Origin of the sequence: Phaeobacter sp. LSS9, from assembly GCF_003443595.1 — a bacterium.
Classification (GTDB): domain Bacteria; phylum Pseudomonadota; class Alphaproteobacteria; order Rhodobacterales; family Rhodobacteraceae; genus Phaeobacter; species Phaeobacter piscinae.
On sequence record NZ_CP031956.1, the window covers coordinates 3,620,504 to 3,643,187 of the forward strand.

At 64.3% G+C, this 22,684-nt stretch carries 21 protein-coding genes and 1 riboswitch; of the genes, 3 read left to right on the forward strand and 18 right to left on the reverse strand.

Annotation, left to right across the window (positions count from 1 at the left end; translation table 11 throughout):
* The 4 genes from cobG to D1820_RS17205 all read right to left on the reverse strand — a co-directional run bounded on the left by cobG (nucleotide 1) and on the right by D1820_RS17205 (nucleotide 6,053).
* On the reverse strand, nucleotides 1–1,179 hold the full coding sequence (gene cobG / locus D1820_RS17190) for a precorrin-3B synthase (RefSeq protein ID WP_118069891.1): 1,179 nt from the start codon (nucleotides 1,177–1,179) through the stop codon (nucleotides 1–3).
* Complete coding sequence (gene cobN, locus D1820_RS17195) at nucleotides 1,176–4,421, reverse strand: cobaltochelatase subunit CobN (RefSeq protein WP_118069892.1); 3,246 nt, start codon at nucleotides 4,419–4,421, stop codon at nucleotides 1,176–1,178. The genes cobG and cobN overlap by 4 nt, the downstream gene beginning before the upstream one ends.
* Before the next feature lie 143 nt (nucleotides 4,422–4,564).
* A complete protein-coding gene (gene cobW, locus D1820_RS17200; protein ID WP_040173767.1) occupies nucleotides 4,565–5,647 on the reverse strand; it encodes a cobalamin biosynthesis protein CobW in 1,083 nt (360 codons plus the stop codon).
* A 4-nt stretch (nucleotides 5,648–5,651) separates the two neighbouring features.
* Nucleotides 5,652–6,053 carry a DUF1636 domain-containing protein gene (locus D1820_RS17205; protein ID WP_040173764.1) on the reverse strand — a complete coding sequence of 134 codons (402 nt, stop codon included), beginning with the start codon at nucleotides 6,051–6,053 and terminating at the stop codon, nucleotides 5,652–5,654.
* Nucleotides 6,054–6,151: 98 nt separating this feature from the next.
* A riboswitch (cobalamin riboswitch) is annotated at nucleotides 6,152–6,367 on the reverse strand.
* A 50-nt stretch (nucleotides 6,368–6,417) separates the two neighbouring features.
* On the opposite strand from D1820_RS17205, the gene cobO reads away from it, so the two are divergent.
* Nucleotides 6,418–7,053, forward strand: coding sequence for a cob(I)yrinic acid a,c-diamide adenosyltransferase (gene cobO / locus D1820_RS17210; RefSeq protein WP_118069894.1), 636 nt, complete (start codon nucleotides 6,418–6,420; stop codon nucleotides 7,051–7,053).
* A gap of 98 nt (nucleotides 7,054–7,151) precedes the next feature.
* On the opposite strand, the gene D1820_RS17215 is transcribed toward cobO, so the two are convergent.
* Both D1820_RS17215 and D1820_RS17220 read right to left on the reverse strand, forming a co-directional pair.
* On the reverse strand, nucleotides 7,152–7,565 hold the full coding sequence (locus D1820_RS17215) for a VOC family protein (protein ID WP_254683335.1): 414 nt from the start codon (nucleotides 7,563–7,565) through the stop codon (nucleotides 7,152–7,154).
* Nucleotides 7,562–7,939: a VOC family protein gene (locus tag D1820_RS17220; RefSeq protein WP_040173762.1), complete on the reverse strand. Its 378-nt coding sequence runs from the start codon at nucleotides 7,937–7,939 to the stop codon at nucleotides 7,562–7,564. The genes D1820_RS17215 and D1820_RS17220 overlap by 4 nt, the downstream gene beginning before the upstream one ends.
* 39 nt (nucleotides 7,940–7,978) lie before the next feature.
* On the opposite strand from D1820_RS17220, the gene D1820_RS17225 reads away from it, so the two are divergent.
* The gene (locus D1820_RS17225; protein ID WP_024098036.1) at nucleotides 7,979–8,524 is read left to right on the forward strand and encodes a winged helix-turn-helix transcriptional regulator; all 546 of its coding nucleotides are present in this window, start codon (nucleotides 7,979–7,981) and stop codon (nucleotides 8,522–8,524) included.
* Between the two features lie 243 nt (nucleotides 8,525–8,767).
* Here the strand turns inward: D1820_RS17225 and glpD are convergent, their stop codons facing one another.
* The 10 genes from glpD to D1820_RS17270 form a co-directional block, all read right to left on the reverse strand.
* Nucleotides 8,768–10,357, reverse strand: a complete 1,590-nt coding sequence (gene glpD, locus D1820_RS17230; RefSeq protein ID WP_118069898.1) for a glycerol-3-phosphate dehydrogenase — start codon at nucleotides 10,355–10,357, stop codon at nucleotides 8,768–8,770.
* Nucleotides 10,350–11,135 (reverse strand): DeoR/GlpR family DNA-binding transcription regulator, encoded by a 786-nt coding sequence (locus tag D1820_RS17235; protein ID WP_118069900.1) that lies wholly within the window; start codon nucleotides 11,133–11,135, stop codon nucleotides 10,350–10,352. Before D1820_RS17235 ends, glpD begins: the two co-directional genes overlap by 8 nt.
* 94 nt (nucleotides 11,136–11,229) lie before the next feature.
* The gene (locus D1820_RS17240; protein WP_118069902.1) at nucleotides 11,230–12,336 is read right to left on the reverse strand and encodes a DUF1513 domain-containing protein; all 1,107 of its coding nucleotides are present in this window, start codon (nucleotides 12,334–12,336) and stop codon (nucleotides 11,230–11,232) included.
* Between the two features lie 4 nt (nucleotides 12,337–12,340).
* Nucleotides 12,341–13,489 (reverse strand): imelysin family protein, encoded by a 1,149-nt coding sequence (locus D1820_RS17245; RefSeq protein ID WP_118069904.1) that lies wholly within the window; start codon nucleotides 13,487–13,489, stop codon nucleotides 12,341–12,343.
* Entirely contained in the window at nucleotides 13,489–15,129 is a 1,641-nt protein-coding gene (locus D1820_RS17250) for a di-heme oxidoredictase family protein (protein ID WP_254683336.1), read from the reverse strand. The genes D1820_RS17245 and D1820_RS17250 overlap by 1 nt, the downstream gene beginning before the upstream one ends.
* Nucleotides 15,130–15,346: 217 nt before the next feature.
* On the reverse strand, nucleotides 15,347–16,615 hold the full coding sequence (locus tag D1820_RS17255; protein WP_118069906.1) for an imelysin family protein: 1,269 nt from the start codon (nucleotides 16,613–16,615) through the stop codon (nucleotides 15,347–15,349).
* Between the two features lie 82 nt (nucleotides 16,616–16,697).
* Nucleotides 16,698–17,204, reverse strand: coding sequence for a hypothetical protein (locus D1820_RS17260; RefSeq protein ID WP_118069908.1), 507 nt, complete (start codon nucleotides 17,202–17,204; stop codon nucleotides 16,698–16,700).
* Nucleotides 17,201–17,377, reverse strand: a complete 177-nt coding sequence (gene hemP, locus D1820_RS17265) for a hemin uptake protein HemP (protein ID WP_036767300.1) — start codon at nucleotides 17,375–17,377, stop codon at nucleotides 17,201–17,203. Before hemP ends, D1820_RS17260 begins: the two co-directional genes overlap by 4 nt.
* 5 nt (nucleotides 17,378–17,382) lie before the next feature.
* The gene (locus tag D1820_RS19155; protein WP_158524458.1) at nucleotides 17,383–17,535 is read right to left on the reverse strand and encodes a hypothetical protein; all 153 of its coding nucleotides are present in this window, start codon (nucleotides 17,533–17,535) and stop codon (nucleotides 17,383–17,385) included.
* 166 nt (nucleotides 17,536–17,701) lie between these two features.
* Nucleotides 17,702–18,523: a LysR family transcriptional regulator gene (locus D1820_RS17270; protein ID WP_118069910.1), complete on the reverse strand. Its 822-nt coding sequence runs from the start codon at nucleotides 18,521–18,523 to the stop codon at nucleotides 17,702–17,704.
* 93 nt (nucleotides 18,524–18,616) lie between these two features.
* Between D1820_RS17270 and D1820_RS17275 the strand changes: the two genes are divergently transcribed.
* On the forward strand, nucleotides 18,617–19,528 hold the full coding sequence (locus D1820_RS17275; RefSeq protein ID WP_118069912.1) for an MBL fold metallo-hydrolase: 912 nt from the start codon (nucleotides 18,617–18,619) through the stop codon (nucleotides 19,526–19,528).
* 62 nt (nucleotides 19,529–19,590) lie between these two features.
* Here the strand turns inward: D1820_RS17275 and metG are convergent, their stop codons facing one another.
* Nucleotides 19,591–21,309: a methionine--tRNA ligase gene (gene metG, locus D1820_RS17280; RefSeq protein ID WP_254683337.1), complete on the reverse strand. Its 1,719-nt coding sequence runs from the start codon at nucleotides 21,307–21,309 to the stop codon at nucleotides 19,591–19,593.
* Between the two features lie 115 nt (nucleotides 21,310–21,424).
* Nucleotides 21,425–22,648, reverse strand: a complete 1,224-nt coding sequence (locus tag D1820_RS17285; RefSeq protein WP_118069914.1) for an MFS transporter — start codon at nucleotides 22,646–22,648, stop codon at nucleotides 21,425–21,427.
* Between the last annotated feature and the right edge of the window lie 36 nt (nucleotides 22,649–22,684).

The window sequence follows — 22,684 nt, forward strand, 5'->3', positions numbered from 1 at the left end:
TCAGCTGCCCTCTGTCAGTAGGTCGGGAGTGGCGCGCAACGCGGCAGCGCTCAGGGAGGTGTTTAGCGGGTGATCGGCGGCAGTGCCATTGCAGATCAGGTCGAATGTATCCGCGCTGGTGGCCGTCAGGACCAGATCGGCCGGGCGGGGATGGGCGCAGCCTTTGGCGCAGCCGGAAATATGCAGGTGTTGACCCGCAGGGACCGCAGCGGCCAGATCGCGGGCCAGATCGCGCGTCACCGCGCGCGCCTGCGGGCAGCCGGGGGCGCCGGTGCAGGCGCTCACACGCAGGCGGGGATCCGTGGCGTCCAGGATCAGGCCGGGCAGGGGCGGCAGGCTGTCGATGCCTTCCACCAGCAGCATCCGCCAGGGGGTCAGCCGCAGTGCGCCGTGATCGGCAAGTTTGGCCAGCGTGTGGGCAGGCATCTGGCCGAATTCCAGCGCCACCAACAGGCCAAAGGGGGTTCCACCCGGTCGCTGTGGTGCAAGCCGCGTTGCGCCGGGGGCGGGGGCGGCATGCGCTGCCGGGGGCGCGCGGCGCGCCGTCAGCTGGTGCATTCTGCCACGCCCCTCAGTCGCGCCGCCCTGATCGAGAAACCAGCGGGCCAGAGCGAGCGCCTCGCCAGCGGCGGCCTCTGCCGTCACTGGCAGGCCGGTGTCTGCCCCATCGGCCCGCAGGAGCAGCCCGTCCGCATTGCTCTGATCGCGCTCAATACGGATATCGGCAGCGGTGTCAGTCAGGACCGGAGCCGCGCCGCAATCCACCGCGAAGCCGAATTTTCCGGGCAACGTCAGATCCGTTGCCTCTGTCAGCGCGGCCGCCAGCTCCAGTGCAATCTGGTGGCTTACGTCCCCCGCCTGCCAGAAGGGTGTCAGAGTGATATTGCGCCGCGCCTCGGCACCCGCGTCCTCATCCAGCAGACCAAGATCACGCAGCCCGGCGATCAGTGCTGCGTGGGCCTCTTCACGGATGCCGCGCAGCTGCAAGTTGGCGCGCGCCGAGATATCAACCAGACCCGAGCCATGCGCCTGCGACAGCTCGGCCAGACCGCGCGCCTGTTCCGGGCTGAGCCGCCCCAGGGGCGCGCGCACCCGCACCACCAGCCCGTCACCCGACATCATCGGGCGCAGCGCACCGGGGCACCAGCCATAGACTTTGGGTGTGGCGGCGGTGCTCACACCGCCCCCTCCAGTTCGGCCATGATCGAGTTGCGCCGGGTGCTCCAGAGACCTGCATCGTGCAAGGCGCGGAAGCGGTCGCGCATGGCGGCAAGGGCGTCGGGGTTTTCGCGGCTCATGAACTCAACCAGATCCTCGCGGCCCAAAGTGGCCTCGAAGTAGAGATCAAAGAGATGCGGCTGCACCACCTGCGCCAGATGCGCGAAGGCGGCCATGTGATCCAGCGTCGCTGCCACCTCAGCCGCGCCGCGAAAGCCGTGGTTCATCATCGAGGTGGCCCAGTCGGGATTGGCGGCGCGGGCGCGGGTGACGCGGGCGATCTCCTCGCCCAAACTGCGCGCCTGCGGCTTGTCGGGGCGGGTTGCGTCCATGTGGTAGAGCGCCGGTGCCTCTTGGCCGATCCGCGCCATGGCGGCGGCAAATCCCGCCTCATGGGCGGCATAATCCGAGGCCACCAGCAGATCGGTTTCCGGCAGATCCTGAAGATGTACGAAACTGTCCGTGGTTTGCAGCCGGGCCTCCAGCGCATCGCGGGCATCGTGGATATCGCCCTTGGCGTCAATCGCATGGGAGGAGGCATTGAGCCAGGCCTCGCCCGCCGCTGCCCGCGCCGCGTCGGTGTAATCGTCCAGATGCGGGGTCATGGACAGGCCGTATTGGCCCGGTTTGGGGCCAAAGACGCGGGGTGTTTCGGTCAGATAGGGGTTGTCTGCGCCGCTCTCCTCGCGGGCAGCCAGCGCGCCTGCGGCGGCCTCGAACATCTGGGCCAGACCGGGGAAGACGTCGCGAAACAGACCCGACACCCTGAGCGTCACGTCGATGCGCGGGCGGTTCAGCATCGTGAGCGGCAGTACCTCGAACCCCGACACGCGTTCAGAGCCTTCATCCCATTTGGGAGCCAGCCCGGCAAGATGCAGCGCCATGGCAAACTCCTCACCGGCGGTGCGCATGGTGGCCGATCCCCAGAGGTCGATCACCAGCCCTGTGGGCCAGTCGCCGTGGTCCTGAAGGTGGCGGCGCAGCAGCTCTTCCGCCAGTTTGACGCCTTGGGCATGCGCCGCCCGCGAGGGCACCGCGCGGGGGTCCGTGGTAAAGAGGTTGCGCCCGGTCGGGATCACATCCGCGCGGCCGCGGAAGGGCGATCCAGAGGGGCCGGGGGCGACCATTTGACCATTGAGGGCCGCGATCAGACCGGCGCGTTCGTTCACCCCACATTGGCCGGTGCCAAAGATATGCAGCCCCTCGCCATATTGGCTTTCCTTGATGTCGCAGACAAAGGCGTCGATCCGGGTGATCGCCTCGGCGGCGCAGCTGTCCGGGGTGAGGCCCAGATCCGCTTCCACACCGGTGCCCTGTGCCTCGGCGCGGATGTCATCGATCAGCCGGTCGCGGCGGGCGGGGTCCAGACCGTCGGCGGTGGAATATTCATCGAGCAGGCTTTCGAGCCGCGCCATGCCGTCCGGCAGATTGGTCTGCGCCAGCGGCGGTGGCAGATGGCCAAGGGTAACCGCGCCAATGCGGCGCTTGGCCTGTGCGGCCTCGCCCGGATCATTGACGATAAAGGGATAGGCCACCGGCAGCGGGCCGGTCAGCACCTCGGGCCAGCAGGCAGCCGAAAGCGCGACGGATTTGCCGGGCAGCCACTCCAATGTGCCATGGGCGCCGATGTGGACGATGGCGTCGGATTGGCTGCGCAGCCACATGTAAAACGCCACATAGGCATGGCGCGGGGTACGGTCGAGATCGTGGTAATCATCGACGCGGGTTTTCACCTCGCCGCGCTCTGGTTGCAGCGCGATCAGCGCCTTTCCCGCGCGCAACGCTTTGAAATGAAACGCCCCATCGCGGCAGTCGAGGTCTTCCTCCGGCTGGCCCCAAGCCTCGGCCAGGGTATCCTGTAGATCCTGCGGCAGGGTTGCAAGGGCGGTTCTGTAGTCCTGTAACGGCAGGCTCAGCGTTTCGCCCATCAGGCGCAGGCCGGTGCTTTCCAGCGGTTCGACCACATAGCCCTGATCCCACAGCTCGCGCAGGATTTCATCGCAGGAGGCCAGTGCATCCAGCCCCACCGCATGGGCCAGATTGTGATCGCGCCCCGGATAGGTCGACAGCACCAGCGCCAGACGTTTGTCATGATTGGGCAGTTGCGCCAGCCGCAGCCAGCCTTCGATCCGGTCCACTGCGGCCTTTACCCGGTCCATGTCGGCGCGATGGGCAAAACGGGAATATTGCAGGTCGGGGTCTTTCTTGCCCGGCGCCTTGAAGCTGACCAGCCCGGCAAAAATCCGTCCGTCCACCTCGGGCAGCACCACATGCATCGCCAGATCGGCCGGGGACAGGCCGCGATCAGCCTCGGCCCAGTCTTTGCGCCGGGCGGTCGACAGGGCCACCTGAAACACCGGGCAGCCGGTGGTCGACAGCGGCGAGGCGCTGCCGTCGCTGCCCTGCGCGGAGAATGCAGTGGCATTGAGGATCGCAGCCGGGGCCAGATCGGGCAGGGCGCTGCGCAGCCAGTCGGCGGCCTCCGGTGCCTTGAGGCTGGCGGCAAAGACGCCATAGGCGGCGTAGCCCCGTCCGCGCAGCTCACCGATCAGCGCATCCACCGGCGCGGTGTCGGCGGCGGTCAGATAGGAGCGATAGAAGCTGACCAGAACCAGCGGTTTTTCCGACGCAGGCAGATCTGCCAGCACCCCGCGATCCGGGTCGTAATAGCCATATTGCGGCACCGATTTCAGCCCTGCCACCGGACCGGCATAGAGCCCCGCCGCCAGCGACAGCTGCGCCAATGCGGCCTGTGCGGCGACAGCGCCGCCGGTGTCGCAGAGATGCTGCAGACGGCGCAGGGTAGAGGCGGGCAGGGTCGACAGCTCATCCAGACGCGGATCTTCGCGCCCGTCAGCAGGCAGGATCGCCAGCGCGATGCCCTTGCGGCGGGCCAGATCCTGCAGGGTGGCAAGCCCGTAGGACCAGTAGCTTTCCCCGCCGATGAGACGCACGAGGACGCCTTTGGCGCCCTCCAGCGTTTGTTCCGCGTAGACGTCGACCGACAGCGGGTGCTTCAGCGCCACCAGATTGGCGAGCCGCAGTGTGGGCAGCCGATCCTTGCCGCGATGCCAGCCCGCCGCGAAGGCGCCGAGATCACTGTCGGAGAAGGACAGCACCACAAGGTCCGCAGGCGTCTGCCCGAGGTCCTGCGGGGTGTCGGTCTCGTCAAGGCCGTGGCTTTCGCGGAAGACGACATGCATGGGTCAGGCCCTTTCAGAAAGAAGAGCGGAGGGCAGCGCCCGGCCTCGGGAGGCAGCGAAGCGCCCTCCCGTGGGGGAGGTCGGGCGCTGCCCGGCGTTGCCGCCGGGCGAAACTGTTGAAGTTTCGCCTTGGCGCATCAGCTTCAGGCCCCCAGCTCGGCGCGGATCGCCTCGGCGTCGATATTGTCATGCTCGGCGATGACCACGAGAACCGTCTTGCGCGCCTGTGCGCCCCAGGGCTGGTCATATTGCGCGCGCAGGCGTTCACCCACGGCCTGAACGAGCATCCGCATCGGTTTTCCTTCCACCGCAACATAGCCTTTGACGCGCAGGATATTGCGCTCGCGGGCGAGTTTCACGATGGCATCCTGCAACAGTTGCGGATCGGAGACTTCGCCCATTTCGACCACGATTGTATCAAAATCGTCATGGCTGTGGTCATGATCATGATGGTGGTCGTGATCGTGGTCATGATCATCGTCGTGATGATGGTGGTGTTCGTGATGCGAGGGGCGCGCGTCCAGATCATCTTCGGCGGCGGCCTCAAGCCCCAGAATGACGCGCGGGTCGATCACGCCTTCGGACATCGACAGGATCGGCAATTTGCGCGGCGCTTCCGCCTCGATCATGCTGCGGGCCTTGTCCAGACCGTCCTCACCGGCGAGATCGGCCTTGGACAACAGGATGATATCGGCGCAGGAGATCTGATCCTTGAACAGTTCCGACAGTGGGGTTTCGTGGTCGATGCCTTCGTCGGCCTCGCGCTGGGCCTGCACGGCCTCCAGATCGGTGGCGAACTGACCCTTGGCGACGGCTTCGGCATCGGCCAGCGCAACCACGCCATCGACGGTGATGCGTGAGCGGATGGCGGGCCAGTCAAATGCCTTCAGCAGGGGTTTCGGCAGCGCCAGACCGGAGGTTTCGATCACGATGTGATCGGGTTTTTCCGGCAGGTCCATCAGCTGTTCGATGGTGGGTATGAAATCATCGGCCACGGTACAGCAGATACAGCCATTGGCCAGCTCCATGATGTTTTCTGCCGGGCAGTTTTCATCGGCGCAGGATTTCAGGATTTCGCCGTCCACACCCGCCGTGCCGAATTCATTGACCACGACGGCCAGACGTTTGCCCTGCGGGTTCTGCATCAGATGGCGGATCAGGGTGGTTTTGCCCGCACCAAGGAAGCCGGTGATGACGGTGACGGGGATTTTATTCAGGTCGCTCATGGGATTAATCCTTGGACAACGAAGGGGGAGTGGAAGGCGCCGCCACAGGTGCAGGCGGGATGCGGGCAATGGATTGCTTGCGGAACACCACAGGGCGTTCGCGCCAGGGCACCAGACCATCCGTGGTGGCGGCATAGGCGGCAGCGCCGGTCAGGATGTCGGGCACATGTTCGTCGGGATCAAGATCGCCGTAGATGTAGCTCCAGCGGGCATCGCCGCCGCTCAGCACCATGGAACAGCCGCGGGTGCAGGCCGACAGGCATTCGACACCGCGCACGTTGACACCCTCGGGCAGGTCGGCCGCCTGCAGGGCGGACAGCATTTGCGCACCGGGGCGCGGGGCCTCCGGGTCGGTCACCTCGCCGCGACGGCAGGTGGTGCAGATCGTCAGTGTTACCTCGGCCATGAGCGCCCTTCACTTGGTTTCAGCGAGGGGGCTGCGGGCCAGCGGGGGCGCGAAGGTCGCGCAGGGATCCCTGCCGGTCGCGGAACACCCCGTCCGCCCGTTGCGTTTCTTGCGCTGGCAGGTCTCCCGGCTTGCGGATGCCAAGGCCTGGGGCCTCGACGGTCATCCGGCCTTCCCGAGTTTCCTCAGTGGCATCGGAGACCTCTCCGGTCACGGTCGCGGGGGCGGCTGTGCTTGGTTTGGCCCGGATGGCCCAACTGTCACATTCCCTCTTCGCCTGCCAAATGGCAGGAACCAACAAAACCCCCTTGCGCCATTGCCCCTGTCTTTGTCAAGACATGGGCGAACCACTAGGAGAGCCCCGATGAGCGATAAGTCCGAGACCGACATTTCCGAAGCAGAAGCGGCACGCCACGCGGCGAAGATGGCCAAGAAGAAGGCCGCGCGCGACCGCATGATGCAGAACAAGGATGGTGAGAAAGGGCTGATCATCGTCCACACCGGCCCGGGGAAGGGCAAATCCAGCTCTGGCTTTGGCATGATCATGCGCTGCATCGCCCATGGTATGCCCTCGGCCGTGGTGCAGTTCATCAAGGGCGCCTGGCAGACCGGCGAACGCACGCTGATTGAAGAGAATTTTTCCGACTTGTGCCAGTTTTACGCGATGGGCGAAGGTTTTACCTGGGAAACACAGGACAAGGCCCGCGATATTGCCGCCGCGCAACAGGGCTGGGAAAAGGCCAAGGAGATGATCCGCGACGAGCGCAATACCATGGTGCTCTTGGATGAGATCAACATCGCCCTGCGCTATGACTATATCGATATCGCCGATGTGGTGGAGTTTCTGGAAACCGAAAAACCGCCGATGACCCATGTTGTGCTGACCGGCCGCAACGCCAAGGAGGAGCTGATCGAAATCGCCGATCTGGTCACCGAAATGGGCCAGATCAAACACCCCTTCCGTGACGGCATCAAAGCCCAGAAGGGCGTGGAATTCTGATCGCTTGTGACGATTTGAGATGGAGCGCCCCCGCTATACATTGCGGGGGCGTTCCGCCGAAACTGCGCCGGTCTGACTGGTCGCGAAATTCTGAGCGCTTACGGCAGGTCATAAAGTCCGAGGGCGTTCCCGTCAGGGTCGGTAAACTCTGAATAGGTCACGACATCTGGAATTTGAATAGCGGCGCCGGTATCAATGCCAGCGTCCGCCCATTTGGCCTGAGAGGCGGCCATATCCTCCACCAGAAATCGGACGACAGCCCCGGATGGCTGGGGGTTTTCGGTTTCGAAGATCTGATACCACGTATCGGGCGCCACCTTGAATTCGACAACGCCGGGAACGGGCTTTAGCACCTCAACCTCAGGGCCGAACAGCGTGAGATACCACGCTTCTGCATCGGTGATCGAGGCCACGGGAACACCGACGGTGATCTCCTTGAAAGGGTCAGCAGAGGCGACACCCGCTGCAAACAGCAGGGCGACGGGTGCCGTGCAGACACGGCGCATCGTCATGCGCCACCGGTCAGATCTTCGGCCAGCATCATCGCGTTGCCGTCAGGATCGTAGAAGGTCGCTGTTTTGACCATGCCTTCGACGACATCGGTTTCGCCGTCAAATTTCACCTTGGCCTGTTCCAGTTTCTGCCGCGCCGTATCCAGATCTGCGATACCGAAGACGGGAACGCAGTTGCCGGGGGCGGGTTTGGTATGCTCACCCAGACCGATTGTGACGCCGGATGTCTTGGTCTGAAGCTCCGACCAACCGGCCTCATCCGCGTGGTAGATCGTGTCAAACCCAAGCATGGTTTTGAACCAATCCGCCGTTGCGTGGCGATCCTTGACCGAAAACGAGATTGTGATGGTGTCTTCCACTGAAATAAGCGCCATGGTCTTTCCTTTTGATCGAAAATATACTAACTATACTTTATGGACATTGAGACGTTTGTCAACACCACCTCAAGGGCCTGGGCGATCCCTATTCTGGCTCATCTGCACGCAGGCGTTGCTGGGCGGCAGGCGCCGCTGCTGACGGCCACCGGGGCAAGCAGGACGGCGTTTGCGCAAAGCGTTGATCACCTGATCTCAATCGGGTTGCTGGAGCGAAATCCCGGCTATGGCCACCCGCTGCGGCCTGAGTTTCGGCTGACCGCGCTGGGCGTTTCTGCCGCCGCCACCGCCAATAAAATCCACAGTGTCACAGCCGAAGAAGATCGCGATTTGCTGCGGCGTTCGTGGACGTTGCCGATTCTGACGGCCCTGCATGAGCCGAGCCACTTCAACGATATTAAGCGCAATCTGCGCAGGATTACGGATCGCGCCTTGTCTCAGTCGTTGAAAACGCTGGAGGGGCGGCAATGGGTGCATCGCCACGTGGATGAGGCTGCCCGGCCCCCACGCTCAATTTACCATGCGGTGAATACCGGTGGTTTGATCAGTCGTGTTGCGGCCAGCGACATCAGCTTTGCCGGATAGCTTCGCCCGCACTCCGAAATCATAAGAGACAGCATTGCCCCTGCAGGGTCGGCTAATGAGCACAGATAACAATGTCAGTCCTTCTGACCAAATGTTTCGCGTGCGAAACAATCGGGCAGTGAGGCTGATACTTTTTATGGGCGTTGCGCAGGGGGCGGACGCATAGGGAGTGGAAGTGTTGCGGAGGGGTTAAGGCGCAGGGGCCTGAAATGGCCCGGCGCCCACCCGTCCCAGAGACCGCACTCAGGCGGCCAGATCTGCGGCCTTGCTGCGGATATATGCGTCGACCGCCGCGCGCTCTTCCTCGCTCAGGCGCAGCGCCAGTTTGGTGCGGCGCAACAGGTAATCCTCGCCGGTGCGGACCCATTCGTGGGCGATGGTCCAGTCGAGTTCACGGGCGGTGATGGTGGCGCCGAAGGCCTGGCCGAGATCGGCAGCTGTGGAGGCTGTGCCCAGCACGTCCCAGGCCTCTGTCCCATAGGCGCGGATCAGGCGGCGAGTCGCGTATGGGCTGAGGAAAGGATAGTCCTGCGCCAGTTTCGCGGTCAGTTTTGCCACGTCCCCAACCGGGAAATCACCGCCGGGCAGGGCAACGCCTGCGGTCCAGTCGGCGGGCAGATCGGGGAATACGGTTGCGATCTTTTCCAGCGCGGCCTCGGCCAGTTTGCGATAGGTGGTGATCTTGCCGCCAAAGACATTCAGCAGCGGCGCGGCGCTGTCGTTCAGGGTCAGCACATATTCGCGGGTGGCGGCAGTGGCAGAGCTGGCCCCATCGTCATAGAGCGGGCGCACGCCGGAATAGGTCCAGACGATATCGTCGCGGCTGAGCGGATTGGCGAAATACTGCGAGGCGAAATTGATCAGGTAATCCTGTTCCTCCGGCGTGCAGGTCGGGGCGGTCTGCGGGTCGGGGTGGTCGGCGTCGGTGGTGCCGATCAGCGTGTAGTCTTCCTCATAAGGGATGGCGAAGATGATGCGCCCGTCGGTGCCCTGAAAGAAGTAACAGCGCCCGTGATCATAGAGTTTCGGGACCACGATATGGCTGCCGCGCACCAGACGGACGCTTTCGCGGCTGTTCTGGCCCAGCTTCTGACGCAGCACATCTGCCACCCAGGGACCGCCGGCATTGACCAGCATCTTGGCACGGCGCTGCGAGGTTGCGCCCGTGGTGATGTCTTCAAGGTCAATCACCCAGTGGTCCGCGTTGCGGGTGGCGCCGGTGACTTTGGTGCGGGTCATGATGTCGGCGCCGCGGGCCTCGGCGTCGCGGGCATTCAGCACCACCAGCCGCGCGTCTTCGATCCAGCAGTCGGAATATTCAAAAGCGGTCTTGAACTTCGGATCCAGCGGGCGGCCTGCGGGATCGCTGGCGAGATCCAGTTTGGAGGTGCCGGGAAGGATGCCGCGTTTGCCGAGGCTGTCGTACATGAACAGGCCAAGACGGATCAGCCAGGCCGGGCGCCGACCCTTCATCCACGGCATGATGGTGGTTAGCAGTTTCGATGTCGGCGTGGTGTTGTCAAAGCGCATGTCCTTGTGGAAGGGCAGCACAAAACGCATCGGCCAGGAGATATGTGGCATCGCCGTCAACAGCACCTCGCGTTCGATCAGCGCCTCACGCACCAGCCGGAATTCGAAATATTCAAGGTAGCGCAATCCGCCATGAAACAGCTTGGTCGAGGCGGAGGAGGTGGCGGAAGCGAGATCGTTCATCTCAGCCAGCGCAACAGACAGGCCGCGACCGGCGGCGTCACGGGCGATGCCGCAGCCGTTGATGCCGCCGCCGATAATGAAAATATCGGTGATTTGGTCTTGAGCGTTTGTGTTAGACATTTTCGCTACTTTCGTTTTCGCCAACCCAGAGGATTTGCGTGCCTGCGGCCTTTGCCGCGCGGGAAAATTCAGCGGGGACGGGGCGGTCGGTGACCACCACGTCGAGATCGGAGATATCGCAGATGCGGACCGGGGCGGTGCGCTCGAACTTGCTGCCATCGCAAACAAGCACACGCTTGCGGGCGTTTTTGAGGATGGCGCGGGCGACGGAGACTTCGCGCGGGTCATGGTCAAGAATGGCGCCGTCCGCATCCATGGCCGAGGCGCCGATCACCGCGATATCCACCTTGTAACGAGCAATGAACTCCAGTGCGTCCTCGCCGACGATGGCGCCGTCACTTTGCCGGATGGCGCCGCCGACAAGCACCAGTTCCTTGCTCTCATCCTCCATCATCATATTGATAATGTTTATATTGTTGGAAAGAACGGTGAGGCCGCGATGGCCGGAAAGGGCGCGGGCGACCTGTTCGGTGGAGGTGCCGATATTGAGGGTGACGGCGCAGTTGTCGGGGATCAGGTCGGCGGCGAGTGTGGCCATGGCGCGTTTACCGCGGGCGTTCAGCTTGCGCCGTTCGGCGTAGTCGCGGCTGGCGCCACTGCTGCTGCGGACCGCGCCACCATGCACACGGGAGAGCGCGCCACGGGCGGCCAGATCGCGCAGGTCGGTGCGGATGGTCTGCAGCGAGACGCCAAAGCGCTGCGCGAGGTCCTCAACCTCGACCCGGTCCTGTTGGGTCAGCAGGTCGAGAATAGCAGCCTGTCTGTCGCTTGCGTCCATGGGGGATCCTTTCGCAGGCCTATCTAGGCCTCCGGTTGCGAAAAGTCACGGAATATTTTCGTTTTGCTTTCGTTTTGCTTTCTTGGCTGATTGATCAGGCAATCGGGATCAGATGGTTGTCCCAGGCAAGATCTGTGCGGGCCCGGATGTGCGGCGGACGATCAGCTTGGCTGGTGCTCAGCTGTGCCAGCAGTCCCTGACCGGTGGTGACAACAAAGCCATCCGCGTCACTGGCCAGCCCGCAGACATCTGTGAGGCGGCGTTCCCGCAGCAGCGCGCCGGTGGTGCAATCGGCGATCTGCACCACACCGCCGCGCGGGGAGGTGACGGCGATCTGTGTTCCATCGCGGGAAAAGGCGACGGAGCCGCCATAGCCATTGAGGTTGCGCAGGCGGGGGTCATCTTCTGCCATCAGACGCGCTGCTGCACCGGGGCGGTGCAGGCCGATGATCGGCAGATCCGCGCCCAGATCGCCCTGCCATTGCATCGCAAACCCCACGGTGCCATCGGTGTGGATCGACAGGTGACGGATCGAGTTCAGGCGCAGGTCTGCATCGAGGATCAGCTGATCCCGCAGGGTGCCCTCAAGGCTGAGGTAGCTGAGGTTGGGTTGCATCGTGGCGAGGTTCAGTTTCGCACGGCCGCTGTCGGGGTGGGTCTGAATGCCGCCGTTGGCCACCACCAGATCGTGCTGGCCATCAGGGCGGGTGCGCAGGCGGATGTCATGGGGGCCAATGCCGCCGGAGGCATGATCGCCGATCCGGCGGTAGCCATCGCTGGCGTCCCAGATGCCGATCCGGCCATCGCCGCTTTCAAAGGCGTTTTCGGTGGTGAAGAGAGACCTGCCGTCCGGGGAGAATACACCATGGCCATAGAAGTGATGTCCGGGTGGTGGCGTGAGCCGGGCCAGGGCGGCACCGGTGCGGCAGTCGATCACATCCGCGAACTGTCCGGGACGGCGGGCAAAGGCGACCGCCTCCGGGCGGGTCGGATGCGCGGCTGCGGCATGGCCCCGCGCGGGCAGCGGGTGGCGAAACAGGATGCCGCCTGCGTGATTCAGACCAGCGAGGAGGAAACGCCCGTCGGGGGATTTCCCCGCTGCGAGATAGGCCGGGTCTCCAATGTCGGCCCAGCTGGCCTGCGGCGCCATGCCTGCGGCCAGAAGACCGGCAAGAAACCCGCGACGGGAGGGGCCGGCCATGGGGTCAGTCCCCGTCGAGGGAGTTGAACCCTGCGGTGACGCCGAGTTTCGGGCCAAGCCGGGTCGTGATCAGGCTGCGCAGGTCGCTGACGTCCTGCTGCACGGCTTCGATGCGGAAGCGGCGGGCGGGATCGGCCACCCCGGCGAGGGAGGGATCGTCCAGCGCGCTGGCGCGGGTCAGCGCCTTGGCAAAGCCTGCGTGGATATCCTGCATCAGCGCGGGGTCGCCTGCGGCGAGGGCAAGGGCGAGCGGTTCCATCGCGGTGAGGGTCAGCACGATGTGGTGCTGGCTGCGGGCGGAGCGGCGGGCCTCGGCGCGGTTGGGGCGGGGGGCGTCGAACTGGCCAAGGGGACGTCCCAACCGCATATCAACCAGCACCTGAAACCCGGTGGTCAGGGTTTTGAACAGCTCCTGTCGGATCTCTGCCTCCGACTGGTAGCGGTTGCCCGGTCCGGGGCTGACCAGTGTCACGGCATAGCTGTTGTGCCAATCGTCGCGGATCGCGGCGGTGGTGCGGGCGATGTCGGCGCTGATGGCCGCAACCAGGGCGCAGCGCTGGTCTGCGGTGCCTTCGGATTGGATCGCCGCATCGAAGAGAAGATATTCCAACGCATAGAAGCCGCGCAGGGCAACCGACTGGCTGGCGAAGGTATCTGCATTGGTGAGGGTATCGCGGGTCGCCTCGGTGAGGGCGCGGCGCAGGGTGCCGGGGATTTTGTTGCGGCTGTCGGGCCAGAAGGCGAGGGCAAAGGCGCGGTTGTCGGTTTCGGTTGGACCAAAGCGCAGGTGGCTGGCAGCAATCCAGGCGTCAAAGGCGCGGGCAAAAGCGTCGCGCAGGGCCGGATCATCCGGGGTGCAGTGGCTGGCGGCGACCTCGGCCAGGGTGGCGCTTTCGGCGGCGAGCCGGTCAAAGCTGGGGAGAATGTGGTGGGTCAGCACCCAGTCCACCCGCTGCGCTGGGTTGAGGGCTTCGGGCGGTTGCTCCGGAGTGGTGACCGCCGAGGTGTCGGTCTGCGCAAGGGCCGCCTGTGGGGGCAGGGTGGCGCAGACCATAGCGGTCGCAACGGTCAGGGCGACAACACGCGACAGGCGCACAGGTGACAGGCGGATAAGCGACGGCTGCATAGGTGACGGGGGCGTGGGCTTGGGCATCAGAGCGACTCCAGAAAGCGGATCAGATCGGCGCGGTCTTCGGGCGCAAGGCCCACCACGGTGTCTCGGGCGGATTGGGCTTCGCCGCCATGCCAGAGGATGGCCTCCAGCAGAGTGCGGGCGCGACCATCATGCAGGAAACCTGCGCGCGGGTTCACTTGCTGCACCAGCCCGATCCCCCAGAGCGGCGCGGTGCGCCATTCGCGCCCGGTGGCACGGGCTTCGGGGCGGTGGTCGGCAAGGCCCTCACCCATGTCGTGCAGCAAGAGGTCGCTATAGGGCCAGATCAGCTGGAAGCTCTGCGCTGGTTGCGCCTCCAGCCGGTTGGTGACGAATTTTGGCGTGTGGCAGCTGGTGCAGCCTGCGGCGTAGAACTGCGCCTTGCCGCGCAGGACGGCGGGGGCGTCCGGGTCGCGCCGGGCAGGCACGCCCAGGTTGCGGCTGTAGAAGGTGACCAGATCCATATTGGGCTGGTCAATCTCGGTCTCGCGGATGTCATCGCCGCCGTGTGGGGCGTTTTGACAGGCGGTCTGCGCGGTGGTGCAATCGCCGGAATGGGCGGGAAACAGCGGTGTGGAGATGCCAATATCGCCGGAAAACGCGGCGGCGGATTGTTCATGCACCGTGGGCTGGCCGGCCTTGTAGCCAAAGCGGCCCAGCATGATCCGGTTGTGTTCCGCTGACCAGACCAGATTGGCGCGCCCGGAGATGCCGTCGCCGTTGCTGTCATCCGCATCCGCGCCTGCCAGAAGGTCTGCGGCGGGGATCGCCTCCAACAGGCCGAGGCCAATCATGCTGGGGGCGACGCGCGGCGACAGCATGGCGTCCTTGTGCAGCGGGCCATAACCGAGGGTATTGGCGCTGTAGTCGGGGCGGTGCAGGGTGGCGGTTTCGCCACCTGCGAGCGCAATGATCTCCTCTCTATAGGTGACGCCTAGGCGATATTCGGGCGCGATACCGGGGGCGGAGAAATCCTGCATCTGGCCGCCATAGGTGGGCTCGGGTGCGGTGCCGATATAGTCGGTGATGGCCTGCATCTGGTCCGGCACCGGGCCGGGGATGGAGACGCGCAGAAACATCGTGGTCGAGACATAATCCGGGCCATCCGGCACATGGCCGCGCCCGTCCTTCAGGTGGCAGCGCTGGCAGGAGCGCGCATTATAGAGCGGCCCCAGCCCGTCGGAGGCGAGAGTGGAGGCGGGGGAGAACACCCAGATCTTCTTGAACAGCCCATTGCCGAGTTTGAATTCAAGCTCTTCCTCAAAGCTGAGGTTGGCGCTGTGCTGGGAAAATGCCTCGTCGTCGGTGCGGGCGCGCACGGTGGCTGCGCCTGCGGGCAGGGCCTCATAGGGTTCGGGCTGGTCGAACTGCGTTGTTGGGCGGGTGACGGCGCGTATGCGGGTCTGTTCCGCGTCGGTGCGCGGCAGGCTGGCGAGATGCGGGTCGGAGAGATCTGTATAGGCCGCCGCCGCCGGTGCGTGGGTTGCATCGCCTTCCGGTGCGTCCCCTGCCAGGGTTTCAGACAGCGCAGTGGTTTGCGTGTCGGCCAGAGTGGGAAACGGTGCGATCAGCGTGATCAGGCTGAGACCCATCAACAGCTGGGACAGATGCGGGCGGTGGGGCGATGGGGAAACGCGCATGCGGGCTGGGATCACTTCTATTGGCGGGGCGCGGGGCCTCCTAACCTTGGATAGGAGGATCCGGAGCTGGCATCAACTCTTGCGGGGTGGACAATTTGTCCGGGTTGTTCGGGCGAATTGGTGCTGCAACCGGGCCGGGCCTGAACGCCAAGAGCAGGGGCCACGCATTGCGCCGCCCCTGCTGTATCTTTGCTGCCGTGGCAGCCCTTGGCCCGTCTTACTGGAAAACGGCCGTCGGGTTGTCGAGCGAGTCGGAGCCTTCGATGGCGACGCCATCCAGATCCAGCGCTGTCACCACACGTTCGATGGAGCGGGTCTGATCGACCAGACCGTTGACGCCGCCCATGACCAGCGCTTCGCCTGCTTCATTGCCCTGTTCCAGCATCTGGTCGTAGGAGAAACCAGCCTCGGCTGCGGTCTTGATCTGACCCAGAGCGCGCATGGTGGTCGAGAGCTTGCTGCGCATCTCGCCGTCCAGTGCGGGGTCGATCTCCTGCACCAGATCGGAGAGCGACGCGCCGGAAACCATGCTGCCGTCGGTGCGGATGTATTCGCCCAGATAGACATTCTGCACGCCCAGACCATCGTAGTAATGGCTGTTGTGGGTGTTGTCGGAGAAGCAATCATGCTCTTCCTCAGGATCGTTCAGCATCAGGCCAAGGCGCATACGTTCACCAGCGGTTTCGCCGTAGGAGAGTGAGCCCATGCCGGTCAGCATGGCGGTGATGCCTGCGTTTTCATCCGACAAAAGCGTGCCGCGGGCTTCGCCTTCGGAGGCCCATTGTGCGGTCATCCACTCCAGATCGGAGATCAGCAGATCGGTCGCCGCCTTCAGGTATTCACCGCGGCGGTCGCAGTTGCCGTTTGTGCAGTTTTCGCCTGCAGCATAGTCGGTCCAGGCGCGGTTGCCAGCGCCGTGGTCGGTGCCATTCAGGTCCTGACCCCAGAGCAGGAATTCGATGGCGTGATAGCCGGTTGCGACATTCGCCTCGACGCCGTCGGCTTCGTGCAGAGTGCCCTCGAGCAGCGCAGGCGTGATGGCGCTGGCGTCGATGGACTTGCCCGACAGCTCAAAGCTGGGGTTGGCAACGATGTTCAGCGCCGCAAGGGTGTTTTCATCGGTCGGACCGCCGTAGCTGGCGTCGACATAATCAATCAGGCCTTCGTCCAGCGGCCATGCGTTCACTTTGCCTTCCCAGTCATCGACGATGGCGTTGCCAAAGCGGAAGACCTCGGACTGCTGGTAAGGCACGCGGGCGGCGAGCCAGGCCTTGCGCGCGGCCTCCAGTGCCTCGGCCGAAGGTTCGGCGATCAGCGCGTCAACGGCGGTCTGCAGGGTCTTGGCCGTGTCCAGGCTGTCCTGATATTTGGCGTGCGCAATGTTTGCGTAGGTGGTCAGCACCTCAGCCTTGTCTGCCGCAAAAGCGGGAGCCGCAACTGTGGCGAGCGCTGCAACAGCGGTACCTGCGAGAAAATGCGATGTCATTAGAGCGTTCCTTAAGGGTTAGTCGAGATGGTATGATGTGAACGGGTTACAGGGGAACGGTGGCTGTCTGGCAGTGGGACCGTCAGTGAAGGGTGGTCGAGAGCGGCTGCAGCTGCGCGGGATGCGCGACGGGGCCAGCTGTCTGGTCGCTCAGCTGATCCAGGATCAGGCCAATTTTGGCGGCGAGGACGGTGGCGCGCTGCGCCTGTTGTGGCTGGACGATCAGGGCGGCGAAGAGATTGGCATCCTCATATTCGCCATGCGCGGCTGCACCGACCAGATTGGCAAAGCAGTTTTCATCAGCACCAAGGCAGGTGCAGGTCATCCCGTGACGCACCAGCGGGCGGCGGCCCTCGGTGACGCAGAAATTGCACAGACGCCCGAAATTCTCATAGGCCTGACGGCCCAGCACCGGACCAAGAGCGGCTTGCAGATCTTGGCGCAGCGCAATGCGGCTGTCCGGGCCATTGAACCAGTGACGCAGGTTGCGCACGGCCATGGCCTCCAGGGCGGGCAAATCTGTCAGCAGGCCGACAGTGGCCCCGCCCCGTGGTGCCGCAGATGCGGCGGATGTGCTGTTGGAAATCATTTTGTCAGGATCAGCTTTCCGGCGCGGGTGATCCGCAGGCTGTAGATCTGGCCATTGAGCAGGATGCGGGCCTGATTGCCACCACGGGCGAGTTCCTCGGCGTGGTAGGTCGGGAAGACTTCGGTGGCTGCGGTTGTGGTGGTGGCGGCGTGGTCAAAGGTCATCTGGTTCATCAGGGTCACCCGTTTCGGTTTTCCGACCGATCCAGATACCATTCCAGGCAAAACCCCTGATCACCGCGCGGCAGCCCGTAGGCGTGCAGGCTGACCGGCGCGCGGGTGCCCTCGGCGGGGCGATGGCGCAGGGAGAAGAATTGCAGAAGAAACGACACTGGACGATCTCGGTTGATTTGCTATCAGTCGGGCTGGCTGCACAATCACAGGTTGGCTGAACTGTCCTAAACCTGACTTATTTAATCAGAATCGTCAACCTGACTTTTTTAGTCAGATTAAGATTTTTTGCCGATTGCCTTTGTGGATGGCTGGGAATGGCTGCCATCAGGAGGCGCTGTAAGCCGCCACCAGCCTGTCAATGAAGAGCCGCAGCCGCTGCGGCAGCGGACGGCGGTCCGGGTAGACCAGATACAGCGTGAGCTGGGTTTCCACGCCGGCAGGTGGCGGGGCAAGATCCAGCTGCCCCGAGGCATGGTCCGCATCGCACATCGGGCGCGGAAAACAACCACGCGCCGCGCCGGAGCGCACCAGTTCCAAGGCGAGCGCAAAGGAGTCACAGGCAATGCGGCCCACTGCGCGCCGGTCCGTCAGGTGCCGCGCCAGCGGGCCAAGAATCGGCAGGTCGTCATTTGCCAGCTGTCCCGGCGGCGCTGCCAGCACCACCGGCGTCTGAGACAGCACACGGGCAATCAGGCTGTCGCTGCCCGGACGGTTGCCGCGCAGCGCCAGATCAATGCCATCGGCCATGAAGTCGGCCGGGGTGTCATCCACCGTTATAGTGATGGAGATCTGCGGATAATCGCGCAGGAAGTCCGACGTCAGCGCCGCCAGTGGCGCCATCGGCAGCGCCGTGGGCACCGAGAGGCGCAGCAGGCCGCTGGCCTTGGCCTCCGCGGCAACCAGATCGCGGGCGGCGTCGATCTCGTCCAGCGCGCGGCGGCAGCGGTCCAGAAACAGCGCGCCGGCCGGCGTCAGCGCCACGCGCCGGGTGGTGCGGTCCAGCAGGCGCACCCCCAGGCTTTGTTCCAGGCTGCGAATACGGCTGGTGACCGTGGAGGCGGGCAGCCCGAGGCGGCGCGCAGCCGCGGCAAAGCTGAGCTGACCCGCAACCTCGGCAAAGGTTTCGATGTTTTGAAGACGATCCATTAAGCGAAATACCCGTTCAAAGTCTTCAGTATTAAACCGATTATCCCGCAATATACGAGCGTTTACTCCTGTCGGATATCACAGGAGAATACAATGAACAGACGTCAAGTGTTGAAGAGCGGCGCGGCCCTGACCCTGAGCGGCGGCTTGCCCGCTGTGGCGCGGGCGGCGCAGCCGGATGTGTCGCTGCGCTGGTTGGGCGGGGCCATGCTGGAAATTGAGGCTGCGGGGCTTCGGGTGCTGACAGATCCCTGTCTGGGCGAGGGGCCTGAGGCCTTTGTCATGGGGGATCCGAATGAGATGTTCGACCTCGCGCGCGGGCCGAACGTCAAGCCACATGCCCGGCTCACCCCGTTTCCGGGGCTGCGCCACGACCGCTATGATCTGGTGCTGCTAAGCCACGCCCATGAGGATCATTTCGATCAGGCGGCGCAAGCCTGGCTGGACCCGCAGCTGCCGATGCTGGTGCCCCAGCATGACCTTGCAGCGGTGCGGCAGAAGGGGTTTGCCGCCAGCGCGCTGGCCCATGGCGAGACGCGGCGGATCGAAGGACCTGAGGGGGTGCTGCGGATCACGGCGGTGCCTGCGGTCCATTCAGAAAACCCGGAGGTGGCGCGGTTGCTGGGGCTCGGCAAGGGCTATCTGATTGAGGTGGAGACGGGCTTCGGCGTGACGCGGATCTATTGGGCAGGGGACAGTTTTCTGGTGCCGCCGGTCTGGCAGGCTCTGCGCGCGGCGCAGGTTGCGGGGGCGGGTCTGCTTGATGTCTTTATCCCGCATCTGGGCGCGGTTGGCGGGGCGGGCGCGCTGGGGCAGATTTCCATGGATGGGGCGCAGGCGGCAGATTTTGCGCAGCGGCTGGCGCCAAAGGCGGTTCTGCCGATCCATCATTCGACCTATGCGCTCTACCGGGAGGGGCCGGAGGTGTTGCGGCAGCACCATGCGGAGCTGGCCCCGCGCTGGCAGCTGCGGATGCCGCCGGAAGGGGCGCCGATCTACCTTTGAACGCAAAAAAGGCCGCTCCCGGTGGAGCGGCCTTGGTCATTGTCAGAGGGCGAGCCCTGAAATCAGTCGCGGGTGCCGGAGAAGCGTTCCTGCCATTCCTCGCGCTGCTCGTCGGTGATCTTGGCAAAGAGCACCTCCGGCACGGTGAAGGCGTGACCTGCGGGCAGCGCGGAGAGGGCGGCGGCCACATCGTCGGGCCAGCTGCGATCCTCGGTCTGGAGGGCGGCCAGCAGACGCTCGGTCGCATCGGGGATGAACGGGGCCGACAGCACCGCGTAGAGACGGATCAGGTTGAGGCCAAGGCGCACCTGAGCGGCGGCCTGATCGGGGTCGGTTTTGAAGACGGACCAGGGCGCCACGGATTGCAGGTATTCATTGCCCGCAACCCAGATCGCCCGCAGCTCCTGCGCGGATTTGCGCACGTCCATAGCGGCCATATGGCCTTCATAGGCGGTGACGCGGGTGCTGATCTCATCAATCAGGGCCTGTTCGGCCTCGCCGTAGTCATTGCCCGCTGGGACTTCCTCGCCGTATTTGGAGCGGCAGAATTTGGTGATGCGGCTGACGAAATTGCCCAGCACGTCCGCCAGATCCTTGTTCACAGATTGCTGGAAGTTCTCCCAGGTGAATTCGGAATCGCTGCTTTCCGGGGCGTGGGACAGCAGCCACCAGCGCCAGTAATCAGCGGGCAGGATTTCCAGCGCCTGATCCATGAACACGCCGCGCCCCTGCGAGGTGGAGAACTGGCCGCCATCGTAGTTCAGGTAGTTGAAGGATTTCAGGTGGTCGACCATCTTCCACGGCTCGCCGGAACCAAGGATGGTGGCCGGGAACGACAGGGTGTGGAAGGGGACGTTGTCCTTGCCCATGAACTGGACGTATTTCACATCATCGGCGCCCTTGTCTGTGCGCCACCAGCGCTGCCAGTCGGCGTCGGATTTGCCGTTGGCGTCAGCCCATTCGCGGGAGGCGGCGATATATTCGATGGGGGCGTCGAACCAGACGTAGAACACCTTGCCCTCCATACCGGGCCAGTCCTGATCGCCCTTCTTGACCGGTACACCCCAGTCGAGATCACGGGTGATGCCCCGGTCCTGAAGCCCGTCGCCATCATGCAACCACTTCTTGGCGATGGAGGTGGTCAGCACCGGCCAGTCGTGTTTGCTGTCGATCCAGGCGTCCAGCTGATCCTTCAGCTGCGACTGGCACAGATACAGGTGTTTGGTCTCGCGCACTTCCAGATCGGTGGAGCCGGAAATCGCGGAGCGCGGGTCGATCAGATCGGTGGGGTCCAGCTGCTTGGTGCATTCCTCGCACTGGTCGCCGCGGGCGCGTTCATAGCCGCAGTTGGGGCAGGTGCCCTCGATGTAGCGGTCCGGCAGGAAGCGGCCATCGGCGTGGGAGTAGACCTGTTTTTCGGTGACTTCGCGGATCAGCCCCTGCTCGGCCAGCTTGCCTGCAAAATGCTGGGTCAACGCGTGGTTCTGCGGGCTGGAGGAGCGCCCGAAATGGTCAAAGCTGAGGCCGAACCCTTTGGCGATGCCGGCCTGCACCTCATGCATTTCGGCGCAATAGTCAGCCACCGGCTTGCCTGCCTTGGCGGCGGCCAGCTCGGCGGGGGTGCCATGTTCGTCGGTGGCGCAGAGGAACATCACCTCATGGCCGCGTGCGCGCTGGTAGCGAGCATAGAGATCTGCGGGCAGCTGGCTGCCGACCAGATTGCCCAGATGCTTGATCCCGTTGATATAGGGGATCGCCGAGGTAATGAGAAAGCGCGCCATATCATCCATCCAACTAAAGCTTTGCTGGCCCGTCTAGCGCATGGCGCTGCTGCCGAAAACCCCGCTGTGGGACTTGTGGCTAATTTCCCCGCCCTGAAGGGGGGGCGCAGACCGTCTAGCGCCGCTCGCGGGAGCGTTTGAGCAGGCGGCCAATGGTGAAGGACGTGCGCGGCGCATAGACGTAGCGGGTGCGGTCCTCGGGTGCGGGGCGGGCGCGCATCCGCGCAAGGCCAAAGACGATCAGCCCGAGATGGCCCACCGCAACAAAGGCAAAGAGCGCGCCGGGGCCGTAGTTTTCGATCAGGGCCGAGGAGATCAGCGGCGAGGCGATGGCGCCAAGGGCGTAGAAGAACATCAGCGCGGCGGCCAGCTCAATCCGCTGCTGCGAGGTGGCAAAATCATTGGCGTGGGCAGCAGAGACCGAGAAGATCGGCATGGTGGTGAAGCCGAAGAAGGCGGCAGAGGCCATCACTGCGAGAGTGCCCATGCCGCTGGCAGCCATGGTGACGCCGCAGGACAGGATCGCCACCACCGACAGCCAGATCAGCACCCAGCGACGGTCGTATTTATCGGCCAACCAACCCAGCGGGTACTGCGCCAGCGCGCCGCCAAGCACGAAGGTGGCAAGGAAGAAGGCGATCTGTCCGACCTCCAGCCCGACCTCTTGGCCGTAGATCGGGCCAACCATACGGAAGGACGCGGAGCTGAGCGCGGCGACGATCACCCCCGCGACGGCGAGTGGCGAGCAGGCCCAGGCCAGTTTCGGGCGCAGGCGCGGGGCGTCCGGGATTTCGGGTTGGCTGGCCTTGGTCATGGTCAGCGGCAAGAGCGCCGCACAGCAGAGGATCGCCAGCAGGTTATACGAAATGTATGAGGCAGGCGGCAGCACCGCGATCAGCAGCTGCGCCACCAGTGAGGCGGAGAGGTCCACAATGCGATAGGTGCCCATGGCGCGCCCGCGGGTTTCATTGGTGACCTTGGCGTTCAGCCAGGCCTCAATCACGGTGTAACACCCTGCGACGCAGAGCCCGGAGGCCATCCGCATCACGGCCCAGGCCAGCGGATCTTCGGTCAGGGTGTGGCCGATCAACCCCATGGCACCAAGGGCCGTACAGACCGCAAAGGCGCGGCTGTGGCCGACGTTGCCCATCAGGCGCGGCACCCACCAGCAACCGATGAAAAAACCAAGGAAATGCGCCGAGCCGAGAAAGCCGATCTGTTCCTTGTCAAACCCCAGCGTGATGCCGGAGAGCGCATCCAGCGGACCAACGCCGCCGGTCGACAGCTGCAACAGGATCACCGAAAGAAACAGCGCCGCAAAGGAAATCATCATCCGCATAATGGCCAGTCATGACCGCTGCGAGGTCAGATTGCA

Excerpts from the sequence above, each read along its gene's own strand:
- cobN (WP_118069892.1), bottom strand. The coding sequence starts at position 4,421 with ATGCATGTCGTCTTCCGCGAAAGCCACGGCCTTGACGAGACCGACACC.
- cobW (WP_040173767.1), bottom strand. The coding sequence starts at position 5,647 with ATGAGCGACCTGAATAAAATCCCCGTCACCGTCATCACCGGCTTCCTT.
- D1820_RS17205 (WP_040173764.1), bottom strand. The coding sequence starts at position 6,053 with ATGGCCGAGGTAACACTGACGATCTGCACCACCTGCCGTCGCGGCGAG.
- cobO (WP_118069894.1), top strand. The coding sequence starts at position 6,418 with ATGAGCGATAAGTCCGAGACCGACATTTCCGAAGCAGAAGCGGCACGC.
- D1820_RS17215 (WP_254683335.1), bottom strand. The coding sequence starts at position 7,565 with ATGACGATGCGCCGTGTCTGCACGGCACCCGTCGCCCTGCTGTTTGCA.
- D1820_RS17220 (WP_040173762.1), bottom strand. The coding sequence starts at position 7,939 with ATGGCGCTTATTTCAGTGGAAGACACCATCACAATCTCGTTTTCGGTC.
- D1820_RS17225 (WP_024098036.1), top strand. The coding sequence starts at position 7,979 with ATGGACATTGAGACGTTTGTCAACACCACCTCAAGGGCCTGGGCGATC.
- glpD (WP_118069898.1), bottom strand. The coding sequence starts at position 10,357 with ATGTCTAACACAAACGCTCAAGACCAAATCACCGATATTTTCATTATC.
- D1820_RS17235 (WP_118069900.1), bottom strand. The coding sequence starts at position 11,135 with ATGGACGCAAGCGACAGACAGGCTGCTATTCTCGACCTGCTGACCCAA.
- D1820_RS17240 (WP_118069902.1), bottom strand. The coding sequence starts at position 12,336 with ATGGCCGGCCCCTCCCGTCGCGGGTTTCTTGCCGGTCTTCTGGCCGCA.
- D1820_RS17245 (WP_118069904.1), bottom strand. The coding sequence starts at position 13,489 with ATGCCCAAGCCCACGCCCCCGTCACCTATGCAGCCGTCGCTTATCCGC.
- D1820_RS17250 (WP_254683336.1), bottom strand. The coding sequence starts at position 15,129 with ATGCGCGTTTCCCCATCGCCCCACCGCCCGCATCTGTCCCAGCTGTTG.
- D1820_RS17255 (WP_118069906.1), bottom strand. The coding sequence starts at position 16,615 with ATGACATCGCATTTTCTCGCAGGTACCGCTGTTGCAGCGCTCGCCACA.
- D1820_RS17260 (WP_118069908.1), bottom strand. The coding sequence starts at position 17,204 with ATGATTTCCAACAGCACATCCGCCGCATCTGCGGCACCACGGGGCGGG.
- hemP (WP_036767300.1), bottom strand. The coding sequence starts at position 17,377 with ATGAACCAGATGACCTTTGACCACGCCGCCACCACCACAACCGCAGCC.
- D1820_RS17270 (WP_118069910.1), bottom strand. The coding sequence starts at position 18,523 with ATGGATCGTCTTCAAAACATCGAAACCTTTGCCGAGGTTGCGGGTCAG.
- D1820_RS17275 (WP_118069912.1), top strand. The coding sequence starts at position 18,617 with ATGAACAGACGTCAAGTGTTGAAGAGCGGCGCGGCCCTGACCCTGAGC.
- metG (WP_254683337.1), bottom strand. The coding sequence starts at position 21,309 with ATGGCGCGCTTTCTCATTACCTCGGCGATCCCCTATATCAACGGGATC.
- D1820_RS17285 (WP_118069914.1), bottom strand. The coding sequence starts at position 22,648 with ATGCGGATGATGATTTCCTTTGCGGCGCTGTTTCTTTCGGTGATCCTG.